This is a genomic window from Streptomyces sp. NPDC039462 (genome assembly GCF_055639375.1).
The window spans coordinates 1-12,423 of the sequence record NZ_JBVKAO010000006.1; the positions used below are offsets into that span (position 1 = coordinate 1).

Genomic DNA, 12,423 nt, shown 5'->3' on the forward strand with positions numbered 1-12,423 from the left:
CCCAGCCCTCTCCCCCCCCCCTTCCTCCCTTCCTCTTCCCTTTCTTCACTGTCTTGCGGGAGTGGGTGGGTGGGGGTTGCTCCGCGACGTACAGCGGGAGTAAGGCGGGTGGGGGGGATTGCCCCGAGACGCAGCTGCCGCGCAAGGAGGGGCAAAAGGCGGGGAACCCCCGCCGGGCCGCAGCTGCCGCGCAGGGGAGCGAAGGCGGGGAAGCCCCACCGGCCCGGCAGCCGCTCGCGCTCGCGAGGGGACGTGGGGGTATGTGCGAACGGAGCACTGAGCGTGCTGTGGCGTCTTTGGGCTTGAGGCGCGGCGCAGGGATGGCGAGTACGCACATACCCCCGCGGCCCCGCCCCACGGGCGGACAAAAGGCGAACCCCGCCCAGGCACAGCACCAGCGCCAGCGCCAGCGCTACGGCTTAGCGCCCCGCGCCTTCAGCAGCGTAGACATCAGCGAGATCTCCGACTCCTGCGACTCCACCATCCCCCGAGCCAGCCTCCGCTCCGCGGAAACCTCGCACCGGTCCACGCACCCCTGCGCCATATGCACCCCACCCTTGTGGTGCCGCGTCATCAGTTGCAGATACAGCACCTCCGCCTTCTTGCCGCTCAGCTTCCCCAGCCGTTCGAGCTCCGCCCCCGTAGCCATCCCGGGCATCAGCGCCCCGTCCTTGCCGGGCGGCATGTCCCCCATGCCCATCCACTCCATGGGAGCCCCGTCCGGAACCTTCGGCAGCTCCCACAGGTCCAGCCACCCGAGCAGCATCCCGCGCTGATTGGCCTGGGTCTGCGCGATGTCGTACGCGAGGCGCCGCACCTCCTCGTCGTCGGTCCGGTCCCGCACGATGTACGACATCTCCACGGCCTGCTGGTGGTGGACGGCCATGTCCCGCGCGAACCCCGCGTCGGCGGACGAACTCGCGGGCGTGCTCCCCGAATCGGAGGAGTCCGTGGCGGCGACCGCCGCCGTGATGCCGCCGCCCGCGACGACCGCGGCGACGACGCCCCCGACGAGCCAGTTGGTACGCCGCCTCACTGCGCCAGCCCGCTCGTGCACGCCGCTCCCGGCTCCGGCGTCTGCTTGCCCTGGACGTACTTGGAGAAGAACTCCTTGACCTTCGGGTCGTCCGCCCCCGAGACCGTCCGCTGGTGTGCCCACGCGGTCAGCATGACGGGGTCCTTCTGGTCCTTGACCGGGCTCATCAACGAGTACGGCGTGGCCTTGACCTTCGCCTCGAGCTTCTTCAGGTCGGCCGGCTTCGCCTTGTCGTTGTACGTGACCCAGACGGCACCGTGCTCAAGGGAGTGCACGGCGTTCACCTCCGGGATCTCCTTCTTGTAGACGTCGCCGTTGCAGTTCATCCACACCTGGTTGTGGTCCCCGCCGACGGGCGGCGTCATGGGGTAGTCGACCTTCTTCGTGACGTGCGTACGGCCGAGTTTGCCCCAGACCTTCTCGCCGTCGGCGGAGACCTTGTACTTCGGCCAGCCCTTCGCGTCGTCCTTCGAGCCCGAGTCGTCGGACGCCTTGTCGAAGAGGAAGAAGCCGCCCACGCCGAGCGCCGCGACGAGGACCGCGCTGAGGGTGATCGTCAGGGCCCGCCCCCGCCGGTCACGCGCACGGTCCGCCCGGCGCATCTCCTCTATCCGGGCCTTGCGGGAAGCGTTGCTCGTGTTCTTGGCGGAACCCATGATGTGTCCTTCTGCGGAAAGGGCCGAACTGGACGACGAACGAGTCCGCTGATCGTAATGCGAGGAAGGGCCGCTACCACAGGGCGTCCGGGCGCAAAATTTGAGCCACAGATGCGCATTACCTACGCTCGGGGACATGCGGCTCATGAGATCCACCGACCTGGCGCTGCGCACCCTCATGCGCCTGGCCGTGGCGACCGGAGCGGCTCCCACGACGCGCGAGGTGGCCGCCGACATGGCGGTGCCGTACACCCACGAGGCGAAGGTCGTCGCCGAGCTCCAGAAGATGGGCCTGCTCGCGGCCCGCAGGGGCAGGGGAGGCGGCCTCACGCTGACGGAGGCGGGCCGCACGGCGTCGGTCGGCGCGCTGGTGCGGGCCTTCGAGGGCACGGGCGACGTGGTGGACTGCGAGGGCGGCGGCACGCCGTGCCCGCTGAACTCGGCGTGCCGCCTGCGGGACGCGCTGCGCAGGGCGCAGGAGGCCTTCTACACCTCGCTGGACGGGCTCACAGTGGCGGACATCGTGGCCGCCCCGACGGGCCCGCTGCTCATCGGCATCACAACCCGCGAAGCGACCCCCGAGCCACCCCGCGACGACATCTGACCCCCCCCCACGTCCACTCAGCCCTGCGCCGCCAGCCACAGATCAGGCCCGAACACCTCGTAGTGGATGTCCGCGGCGGCGACGCCGCGCTCGATCAGCTGGGAACGTACCGTCCGCATGAACGGCAGCGGCCCGCACAGGTACGCGCGCGTGCCCGGCGCGACCGCGGGAAGCGCGGCCAGATCGACGCGCCCCGTGAGCTCCGCAGGGTGACCTGCCTCGGGCCGCTCGTAGAAGAAGTGCGCGGTGGCGTCCGGGAGTTTGCCGGTGTACGCCTCGTGGTCGGCGCGCAGCGCGTGCTCGGCGGGGGAGCGGTCGGCGTGCACGACGGTGACCGGTGCGCGGTGTCCGGTGGCGGCGAGCTGCTCCAGCATGGCGACCATCGGGGTGACGCCGATGCCGGCGGAGGCGAGCAGCAGCGGAACGTCCGTGTCGGTCTCGTCGAGGACGAGATCCCCGTACGGCGGGGAGACCCGCAGGACGTCTCCTTCGCGCACGCGCGCGTGCAGGTGGTTCGAGACCTCACCTTCGGGTATCCCGGCGCCCCCCGGCACCCGCTTCACACTGATCTGCCACACCCCAGAACCAGCCCCAGAACCAGCCCCAGAACCAGCCCCACACTCAGCCCCCGCCCCGCCCGACAAGCTGTACTGCCGTATCTGCCGCGCCCCGTCCCCGAGTTGCACCTGCACGGACACGTACTGCCCCGCGCGGAAGCCCGGTGCCGGCGCCCCGTCGGCGGGCCGCAGCCGGAACGTGGCGACGTCGGCGGTCTCCTCGACGCGGTCCACGACCTCCCACTCGCGCCAGGTGTCGTGGCCCGCGGTGACGCCCTGTTCGGCGTAGAGCCGGGCCTCGATGGCGATGAGGGCGTTGGCCATGAGCCAGTAGACGTCGTCCCAGGCGGCGGCCACCTCGGGTGTGACCGCGTCGCCGAGCACCTCGGCGATGGCGGCGAAGAGGTGCCGGTGCACCGTCCCGTACTGGTCGGGGGCCACGCCGAGCGAGGCGTGCTTGTGCGCGATGCGGTTCAGCATGACGTCGGGCCGCTCGTCGGGGTGCTCGACCAGGTGGACCGCGAAGGCGGCGATGGAGCCGGCCAGGGCCTGCCGCTGGGTGCCCGCGGCCTGGTTGCCGCGGTTGAAGAGGTCGCGAAGCAGCTCCGGATGGGCTGCGAAGAGCCGTGCGTAGAACCGCTCGGTGATCTCACCGATGGCGGCTCCGACGACGGGAAGCGTGGCACGGACGGTCGCGGCCGACTGTTCTGACAGCAACGTGGGCTCCTCACGCCGATGGGCGCCGATGGACACCGACGGACACCGATGGACGCCGGTGGGCGTCGATGAGCGCCGATGGGCAGGACGCGGTACGGGAGGATTGCGCCTCCCTTGTCTGTTTCGGGACTAAAATTAACATCTCAGATGCAACTTATAGTCGCCGGGGGCCTGCGCCTGCCGCCGTTACGGCCGCGCGGTGGAGCAGGCACTATGGGCACAGAGCGACAAGCGGCACGCAGCGGCGAAGCGGCCACCGGCGCGGTTCGGACACCGCGGCACGGGGTCCGCAACGCGCGCGAAACCAAGGAGTGGGATGCTCGTGTGCCCGGTGTGCCCCGGGGCGCGCATGCAGGTGGCCTGACCAGCAAGGATGGGTGGAAGCGGAAGATGAACAAGCAGCAGGAATTCGTGCTCCGTACGTTGGAGGAGCGCGACATCCGGTTCGTGCGCCTGTGGTTCACGGACGTCCTCGGCTTCCTGAAGTCGGTGGCAGTGGCCCCGGCCGAGCTGGAACAGGCTTTCGATGAGGGCATCGGCTTCGACGGTTCGGCCATCGAGGGCTTCGCCCGGGTGTACGAGTCGGACATGATCGCCAAGCCGGACCCCTCCACCTTCCAGGTGCTGCCCTGGCGCGCGGAGGCCCCGGGCACGGCCCGCATGTTCTGCGACATCCTGATGCCGGACGGCTCCCCGTCCTTCGCGGACCCCCGCTACGTACTGAAGAGGGCCCTCGCCAAGACCTCCGACCTGGGCTTCACCTTCTACACCCACCCGGAGATCGAGTTCTTCCTCCTGAAGGACAAGCCGCTGGACGGCTCGCGGCCCACCCCCGCCGACAACTCCGGCTACTTCGACCACACCCCGCAGAACGTGGGCATGGACTTCCGCCGCCAGGCCATCACCATGCTCGAATCCATGGGCATCTCGGTGGAGTTCAGCCACCACGAGGGCGCCCCCGGCCAGCAGGAGATCGACCTCCGCTACGCCGACGCGCTCTCCACGGCCGACAACATCATGACGTTCCGCCTGGTCATGAAGCAGGTCGCGCTCGAACAGGGCGTCCAGGCCACCTTTATGCCGAAACCGTTCTCCGAACACCCGGGCTCCGGCATGCACACGCACCTCTCCCTCTTCGAGGGCGACCGCAACGCGTTCTACGAGTCGGGTGCCGAGTACCAGCTCTCCAAGGTCGGCCGCTCCTTCATCGCGGGCCTGCTGCGGCACGCCGCGGAGATCTCGGCCGTCACCAACCAGTGGGTGAACTCCTACAAGCGCATCTGGGGCGGCTCCGAGCGCACCGCGGGCGCGGGCGGCGAGGCCCCCTCGTACATCTGCTGGGGCCACAACAACCGCTCGGCCCTGATCCGCGTCCCGATGTACAAGCCGGGCAAGACCGGCTCGGCCCGGGTCGAGGTCCGCTCGATCGACTCCGGCGCCAACCCCTACCTCACCTACGCGGTGCTGCTCGCCGCCGGCCTGAAGGGCATCGAGGAGGGCTACGAACTCCCGCCGGGCGCGGACGACGACGTATGGGCGCTGCGCGACGCGGAACGCCGCGCCCTGGGCATCGAGCCCCTCCCGCAGAACCTCGGCGAGGCCATCGCGCTCATGGAGAAGTCCGAACTGGTCGCCGAGACCCTCGGCGAGCACGTCTACGACTTCTTCCTGCGCAACAAGAAGCAGGAGTGGGAGGAGTACCGGAGCGAGGTCACGGCCTTCGAGCTCCGCAAGAACCTGCCGGTGCTGTAGACGCGGGGCGGGGCCGCCGGGCGGACCGGCGGCCCCGGCCGGTCAGGCCTTCGGCACGATCGCGTCCCGCAGCGACGTCGTCGCCCGGACCCGGTACTCCTGGATCGCCCAGCCGTTGCCGTCCGGGTCCTTGAAGTACATGAAGGTGCCGCCGTCCTGCGGCGCGTGCTGCACCGGCTCGCTGACGTCCAGGCCGCGGGCCGTCAGCTCGGCGTGCGCGGCCTTCGCGTCGGCGACGCACAGCTGCAGGCCCTGGTAGGAGCCGGCGGCCGGCCTCGGGCCCGCCATCGTCTCCCACAGCGCGTCGCCGGCCAGGGCGATGGAACAGCCCGAGCCCGGCGGGGTCAGCTGGACGATGCGCATGCCCGGCATGACCTCCGCGTCGATGTCGACGTGAAAGCCGAGCTTGTCGCGGTAGAACTCCATGGACCGGTCGATGTCGGTCACCGGCAGCGGGATCACTTCGAGTGTGTATTCCATGGGCCGCAGTACATCAGGGAGTTGGTGCCGTGTCAGCGTTCCGCGAGGGGTGTCGGGCTCACGCGAAACGCCACCGCTCACACGAAACGCCACCGCTCACGCGAAACGCCACCGCGTCTGGCTGAACGGCTCGCCCTTGCCGAAGCCGAAGGCCGTGCGGGGCGCCACCGCGAAGACGTGCGCGTGGCCGGCGCCGTGGTGGAAGCAGCCGTCCCGCACCTCGTAGTGCCAGAAGCTGCCGTACTTCTCCTCCCAGGCCGCCGCCAGGCGCCGCAGCCGGGCCTCGTCGGTGACCCGGACCGCCGTGCCCTCCACGACGAGGTCGTAGCCCTCGTCCCAGGCATTGGAGCCGGTCGTCAGGACGGTCTCCGGGTTGGCCGCCAGGTTGCGGGCCTTGCGCTCGTCGGGGCCCGTCGCGAAGTGCAGCGCGCCGTCCAGTCACACCGCGGGCAGCGGGGTGACGTGGGGGCGCCCGTCGGGTCGTACCGTCGAGATCCAGAACAGCTCGGCCGCCTTCAGACGGGGCTCGGCCGACGGCCACGGCGTCGCCTCCGCGCCCGCGCTGCTGTATCTGCTGTCCAGTTCTGTACGGGGCTCCAGTTCTGCGCGGGGCTCCAGTTCCGTACGAGGCTCTCGTTCTGCACGGGGATCTTCGTCCGGCATGGTCCTTACCTCCCGGCGCGCCGTCGACACTCCTTCGCAAGGGCAGACTCCGCTCGCGCGCCGAGTTCATCGGTCAGGCCGTAGGCTCGGGCCGAGGAGTGATCGAACGGAGGATCGGCATGACGCTGCCGCAAGGGCGACGGAGCAGTACGTTCACGCGGTTGCTGCGGCACGGCTTCACCGACCCGTCCGCCGCCGAGCGGCTGCTCGACGACCCCGCGCTGAGCGCCGTGCGCTCCGACCCGCTGCTCCTGGACGCGCTCGGCGCCACCGCCGACCCCGACCTGGCGCTGCTGGGCCTCGTCCGGCTCGTGGAGGCGCAGGAGAGCGACCTCGGGCGGCGGGAGCTGCTCGACACCCTCGTCACCGCGAAGCCCCTGCGCGACCGCCTCCTCGGCGTGCTCGGCGCCTCCGAGGCCCTCGCCGACCACCTGGCCACCCACCCCAGCGACTGGCGTGCCCTCGTCACGTACGAGTCGGCGGACCTGCACCCCGGCGTGGCGGACTTCGAGCGGGGGCTCGCCGTCGCCACCGACCCGGTGTCGCTGCGCGTCGCCTACCGCCGCTGCCTGCTCTCCATCGCGGCCCGCGACGTGTGCGGCACGACGGACGTCGCCGAGGCGGCGGCCGAGCTCGCGGACCTCGCGACGGCGACGCTGCGGGCGGCGCTCGCCATGGCCTGCGCGGCGGCACCCGGCGACGCGGCGCTGTGCAGGCTCGCGGTCATCGCGATGGGCAAGTGCGGCGGCCACGAGCTGAACTACGTGTCCGACGTCGACGTCATCTTCGTGGCGGAACCCGCCCAGGGCACCGAGGGCACCGACGGCGCCGACGAGGGCAAGGCGCTGCGGGCCGCGACCCGGCTCGCCTCGCACATGATGCGGATCTGCTCCGAGACGAACATCGAGGGCACCATCTGGCCCGTCGACGCGAACCTCCGCCCCGAGGGCAGGAACGGCCCGCTGGTGCGTACGCTCTCCAGCCACCTCGCGTACTACCAGCGCTGGGCGAAGACCTGGGAGTTCCAGGCCCTCCTCAAGGCCCGCCCCGTCGCGGGCGACCTCGCGCTCGGCGAGGAGTACGTCGCCACGCTCGCGCCCCTCGTCTGGCACGCCGCCGAGCGCGAGAACTTCGTGCCCGACGTGCAGAAGATGCGCCGCAGGGTCGTCGCGAACATCCCGGCGGGGGAGGTCGACAGGGAGCTGAAGCTCGGCCCCGGCGGGCTCCGCGACGTCGAATTCGCCGTGCAGATGCTCCAGTTGGTGCACGGCCGCAGCGACCCCTCCATCCGCAGCGGGTCGACGCTGGTGGCGCTGCACGCGCTCGGCGAGGGCGGTTACGTGGGGCGGGTGGACGCCGTCCAGCTCGACGACGCGTACCGCTTCCTGCGCTCCCTCGAACACCGCATCCAGCTCTACAAGCTGCGCCGCACCCACCTCGTCCCGGAGGACGACGCGGACCTGCGGCGCATCGGCCGCTCCCTGGGGATGCGCACCGAGCCGATCACCGAACTGAACCGCGCGTGGAAGCGGCACACCTCCGTGGTGCGCCGCCTGCACGAGAAGCTGTTCTACCGCCCGCTGCTCGACGCCGTCGCCCAACTCGCGCCCGGCGAGGCCCGTTTGAGCACGGAGGCGGCCCGCGAGCGCCTCGTCGCGCTCGGCTACGCGGACCCCAGCGCCGCGCTCAGGCACCTGGAGGCGCTGGCGTCCGGCGTGTCCCGCAAGGCGGCCATCCAGCGCACCCTGCTGCCGGTCCTGCTGGGCTGGTTCGCGGACTCCGCCGACCCGGACGCGGGCCTCCTCGGCTTCCGCAAGGTGTCCGACGCGCTGGGCAAGACCCCCTGGTACCTGCGGCTGCTGCGGGACGAGGGCACGGCGGCCGAGAACCTCGCCCGCGTCCTGTCCGCGGGCCGCCTCGCCCCCGACCTGCTCCTGCGCGCCCCCGAGGCCGTCGCCCTGCTCGGCGACCAGCGGGGCCTCGAACCGCGCGGCCGCGCCCACCTGGAGCAGGAGGTCCTGGCGGCGGTGCGCCGCGCCGACGGCGCCGAGCAGGCGGTCGCGGTGGCGCGCGGCATGCGCCGCCGCGAGCTGTTCCGCACCGCCGCGGGCGACATCATCGGCTCGTACGGCACGGAGGACAGCCCGGCCGAGGCCGATCCCGGCAGGCTCGCGGACCGGGTGGGCGGCGCGGTCTCCGACCTGACGGCCGCCACGATCTCGGGCACGCTGCGCGCGGTCGTCCGCGAGGGCTGGGGCGACACGCTCCCGACCCGCTTCGCCGTCATCGGCATGGGCCGCTTCGGCGGCCACGAGCTGGCCTACGGATCGGACGCGGACGTCCTGTTCGTGCACGAGCCGCGCGAGGGTGCCGACGAGCAGGAGGCGGCGAAGGCGGCGGCCAAGGTCGTCGCCGAGATGCGCAGACTGCTCCAACTCCCGTCCGCAGACCCGCCGTTGCTCATCGACGCGGATCTGCGCCCGGAGGGCAGGAGCGGCCCGCTGGTGCGCACCCTCGGATCGTACGAGGCGTACTACCGCCGCTGGTCCCTCGTCTGGGAGTCCCAGGCGCTGCTGCGGGCCGAACCGGTCGCGGGCGACGAGGAGTTGGGCCGCGCTTTCATCGACCTCATCGACCCCCTCCGCTACCCGGCGGACGGCCTCGGCGAGGACGCGGTCCGCGAGATCCGCCGCCTCAAGGCCCGCATGGAGGCCGAGCGGATGCCGCGCGGCACGGACCCGACCCTGCACGCGAAGCTGGGCCGCGGCGGCCTCTCCGACGTCGAGTGGACGGTCCAGCTCCTGCAGCTGCAGCACGGCGGGACCGTGCCGGGCCTGCGCACCACCCGCACGCGCGCGGCCCTGGCCGCCGCACGCGAGGCGGAGCTGATCCCGGCCGAGGACGCGGCGACCCTCGACGAGGCGTGGGTCCTCGCGACCCGCGTACGCAACGCGGTGATGCTGGTACGCGGCCGCGCGGGCGACACGTTCCCCTCCGACGGCCGTGAACTGGCCGCCGTGGCCCGCTACTTGGGCTACGACTCCGGGCACGTGGGCGACATGCTGGACGACTACCGCCGCACCACGCGCAGGGCGCGGGCAGTGATGGAGGAACGGTTCTACGGCTCCTGAGACGCGCCGGCGCCGTCGGCCCCCGCGCCACCACCCGCCGGCACCCCTCTCGCACTGCCCCAACAGACACCGAACGCTGCCCTTGCGCACCTGGCCCGGCGGCCACCCCATGACGTATCCAGGAAGGGTCCCAGTCCGTCTCCCTGGAGGCCCCATGCGCGCCCGCGAAACCGCCCGACCCGCCGACGGCGACAGAACCGGCCGCGCCCCGGCGCGTCCCGCCGCGTCGCCGTCGAGCGCGGGCGGCACCATGAGCGCGCAGGAGCTCACGGCGCTGCAGCGCACCGCGGGCAACGCGGCCGTCGTCCGGGCGGTGCAGCGGTCCGCCGTCCACGACGTGCTCCGCGCCGGCGGACGGCCCCTCGACACCGCCACCCGCACCGACATGGAGGCCCGTCTCGGCGCGGACTTCTCCGACGTCCGCATCCACGACGACAGCGCCGCGAAGGCATCGGCGGCCGAGGTCGGCGCTCGTGCCTACACCTCGGGCAGCCACGTCGTCATCGGAGACGGCGGCGCGGACCGCCACACGCTCGCCCACGAGCTGACGCACGTCATCCAGCAGCGGCAGGGCCCGGTCGCGGGCACCGACCACGGCGACGGGCTCCGCGTGTCGGACCCGTCCGACCGGTTCGAACGCGAGGCGGAGGCGAACGCCCACAAGGTCCTCTCGGGCCCGGCACCCGCGGCCCACACGGAAGCGGCACCGGTGCAGCGCGCGACCGCGACAGCGACCGCGGTGCCGGACACGTCCGCCGTCCAGCGCGCCCCCAGCACCCAGACGGCTCCCCGAGTCGACTGGAACCAGCTCCTGGACATCATCGTCGGTCAGGACCGTACGCTCGCCGGGTTCCAGTTCGGCCCCGAGTGCCGCAACAACGGCGGCAACAACCTCATCTCCCGGCCCGTCGTGGTCACCGTGAACGACGGCGGTACGACGGCCCAGCTTGCCGTCCACCTCAATGTGATGCTCACCAGCGGCGGCGAGGTGCAGGACCGCAAGACGGGCGCGTCCACGGCGTCGATCAAGGGCTCGCTCTTCCACCTGACGGCCCGCCCGGTGGCCGGCCAGAACCTGATCCACCAGGCCGGCGCGTCCGCCCTCACGGCGTCCGAGTCGATCCACGTGGGCCGCAACAACGCCGCCGGCTGGAACAACCGGCCCGGGAACACCCAGCAACTCGCCGCCGCCGTCGGCGTCTCGACCGAGGCGCTGATCGGCGCGCTGGAGTCCAGGTACCCCCTGGGCGACGTACAGGACCTGATCGACCGCTTCAAGAAGGACGTCGGCCGCGCGGTGGTCCACGGCCTCGCTCCTGAGGTCGTCCACGTGAAGTGGGACGGCGACGAGTCGTTCAAGTAGCCCGTACGGATTCGGCCAGAGCGGCCGGAGGGGGTCGCCCGGGACGGGTGGGACGCGGCACAATCGCCACACGCCGGACGCGGCGGGACGTGGCCGGGCGCGCGCTGCGCGCAAGGGGGAACGGGGTGACCGGGATGTCGAACGCGCCGCCGACGCCTGCTCCCGCGCCGCCCTCGCCACCGCCGCCGGGACCCGGGCGGCGGTTCGTGGAGGTGGCGGCCTGGATCTCCGCGATCACCGGCCTCATCGGCCTGGTCCTCGGCTTCTTCGGACTGCCGACGGTGGTCAGCTCGCCGACCGCGAGGACCGTGACGGAGACAGCGACGGCCACGGCGACGGTTACGGCGACCGCCACCGTGACCGCCCCCGCCGACTCGCCCAAGGAGTCGGGCCCGGCCAAGAACCCCCGCGCCTCCGGTGTCCTCAAGTCGCCGACCGTCGACATCGCCGCCGACTACGGCATCAGCCTCGCCGACGATCCCATGCGGCCCGTCCACAAGGACACGGCGGACAAGGAGCTCTACTGGGACTCGGGCAACCTCTACGTCGGAGCCGGCGCGCAGATGGTGATTCTCGGCCGCAAGGAGAGCGGCACGTACGAGACGTGCAGCACCGTGAGCCGTTTCAGGGACCTCGTGGTCATCCCGAACATGAGGGTCGGCGAGCGGCTGTGCCTCATCTCGCCGACGGGCCTCGTCGCTCTCGCCGAGTACACCGACGGTGACGTCGACGCCGAGTTCATCCGGCTCAAGTTCACGGTGTGGAAGGGCGATCACTGACCGCCGTACTCACGCGTCGTACGCCGCCAACATCTCCCGCGCATGTGCGAGGAAACCCTTGAGCGCCAGCTCGAAGGCCTGCTCGGCGCGGCCTCGCGGCACCGCGGCGAGGGCCTCGGCGAGCCGGGGCGTCGCCGTCTCGTCGGTCAGGACCCACATCGTCTCCGGCGCCGCCAGGTCGAGGGCCGAGCCGAGGACGAGGTTCTCCAGGCCCGTGATCACCGGCATGACGTCGGGCAGGGCGAACCCCGCGGCCAGGAGCAGGGTCACCGCCCGCTCGTACTGGTCGAGGACGCGCGGGGCCCGCACCGGGGACGTCGTCAGGAGCGGGATCGCCTTGGGGTGGGCCGCGAACGCCGCGCGGTAGGAGCGGGCCCAGGCGGTCAGGGCCGCGTCCCAGGGGCGGCCCGGGGCCAGCGTGCCGGAGTCGATCGACTCGGCCACCCGCTCGCGCAGCCGTTCGACGATGCCGTCCCTGCCGTCCACATGGTGGTACACCGAGCCCGTCTGGACGCCGAGCCGCCGTGCGATCTGCGGCACGCTGAAGTCGCCCTGCTCGTCCACGAGTTCCAGTGCGGTCGTGGTGATGCGCTGCCGGTCGAGGAGTGGTGTGCGCGGCCGTCCCATGGTCCCGATCTTTCTCTGAAGCCTTCCCGAACTGCCCAGGGCGAGGCTACATTGCCGA

General features: G+C 71.9%; 10 protein-coding genes and 1 pseudogene. 5 read left to right on the forward strand and 6 right to left on the reverse strand.

Going from position 1 to position 12,423, the window contains the following annotated elements; translation table 11 throughout:
* Positions 1-412 precede the first annotated feature (412 nt).
* Both ACZ7LU_RS28350 and ACZ7LU_RS28355 read right to left on the reverse strand, forming a co-directional pair.
* Positions 413-1,036, reverse strand: a complete 624-nt coding sequence (locus ACZ7LU_RS28350; RefSeq protein WP_398297069.1) for a DUF305 domain-containing protein — start codon at positions 1,034-1,036, stop codon at positions 413-415.
* Positions 1,033-1,692 (reverse strand): DUF3105 domain-containing protein, encoded by a 660-nt coding sequence (locus ACZ7LU_RS28355; RefSeq protein ID WP_398297067.1) that lies wholly within the window; start codon positions 1,690-1,692, stop codon positions 1,033-1,035. Before ACZ7LU_RS28355 ends, ACZ7LU_RS28350 begins: the two co-directional genes overlap by 4 nt.
* Positions 1,693-1,828: 136 nt before the next feature.
* On the opposite strand from ACZ7LU_RS28355, the gene ACZ7LU_RS28360 reads away from it, so the two are divergent.
* Complete coding sequence (locus ACZ7LU_RS28360; protein WP_471918376.1) at positions 1,829-2,296, forward strand: RrF2 family transcriptional regulator; 468 nt, start codon at positions 1,829-1,831, stop codon at positions 2,294-2,296.
* 17 nt (positions 2,297-2,313) lie between these two features.
* Here the strand turns inward: ACZ7LU_RS28360 and ACZ7LU_RS28365 are convergent, their stop codons facing one another.
* The gene (locus tag ACZ7LU_RS28365; RefSeq protein ID WP_471918377.1) at positions 2,314-3,570 is read right to left on the reverse strand and encodes a globin domain-containing protein; all 1,257 of its coding nucleotides are present in this window, start codon (positions 3,568-3,570) and stop codon (positions 2,314-2,316) included.
* 390 nt (positions 3,571-3,960) lie between these two features.
* On the opposite strand from ACZ7LU_RS28365, the gene ACZ7LU_RS28370 reads away from it, so the two are divergent.
* Positions 3,961-5,322, forward strand: a complete 1,362-nt coding sequence (locus tag ACZ7LU_RS28370; RefSeq protein WP_055564891.1) for a glutamine synthetase family protein — start codon at positions 3,961-3,963, stop codon at positions 5,320-5,322.
* Between the two features lie 42 nt (positions 5,323-5,364).
* Here ACZ7LU_RS28370 and ACZ7LU_RS28375 read toward each other — a convergent pair whose 3' ends face one another.
* Both ACZ7LU_RS28375 and ACZ7LU_RS28380 read right to left on the reverse strand, forming a co-directional pair.
* Positions 5,365-5,802, reverse strand: a complete 438-nt coding sequence (locus ACZ7LU_RS28375) for a VOC family protein (RefSeq protein ID WP_468304224.1) — start codon at positions 5,800-5,802, stop codon at positions 5,365-5,367.
* Between the two features lie 96 nt (positions 5,803-5,898).
* Positions 5,899-6,465, reverse strand: a pseudogene (locus tag ACZ7LU_RS28380) (pyridoxamine 5'-phosphate oxidase family protein).
* Between the two features lie 119 nt (positions 6,466-6,584).
* On the opposite strand from ACZ7LU_RS28380, the gene ACZ7LU_RS28385 reads away from it, so the two are divergent.
* The 3 genes from ACZ7LU_RS28385 to ACZ7LU_RS28395 all read left to right on the forward strand — a co-directional run bounded on the left by ACZ7LU_RS28385 (position 6,585) and on the right by ACZ7LU_RS28395 (position 11,738).
* A complete protein-coding gene (locus ACZ7LU_RS28385) occupies positions 6,585-9,596 on the forward strand; it encodes a bifunctional [glutamine synthetase] adenylyltransferase/[glutamine synthetase]-adenylyl-L-tyrosine phosphorylase (protein WP_471918378.1) in 3,012 nt (1,003 codons plus the stop codon).
* A 154-nt stretch (positions 9,597-9,750) separates the two neighbouring features.
* Positions 9,751-10,959 carry an eCIS core domain-containing protein gene (locus ACZ7LU_RS28390; RefSeq protein WP_471918379.1) on the forward strand — a complete coding sequence of 403 codons (1,209 nt, stop codon included), beginning with the start codon at positions 9,751-9,753 and terminating at the stop codon, positions 10,957-10,959.
* A gap of 134 nt (positions 10,960-11,093) precedes the next feature.
* A complete protein-coding gene (locus ACZ7LU_RS28395; protein ID WP_398297043.1) occupies positions 11,094-11,738 on the forward strand; it encodes a hypothetical protein in 645 nt (214 codons plus the stop codon).
* Positions 11,739-11,747: 9 nt separating this feature from the next.
* On the opposite strand, the gene ACZ7LU_RS28400 is transcribed toward ACZ7LU_RS28395, so the two are convergent.
* Positions 11,748-12,365 (reverse strand): TetR/AcrR family transcriptional regulator C-terminal domain-containing protein, encoded by a 618-nt coding sequence (locus ACZ7LU_RS28400; RefSeq protein WP_471918380.1) that lies wholly within the window; start codon positions 12,363-12,365, stop codon positions 11,748-11,750.
* Positions 12,366-12,423 lie beyond the last annotated feature (58 nt).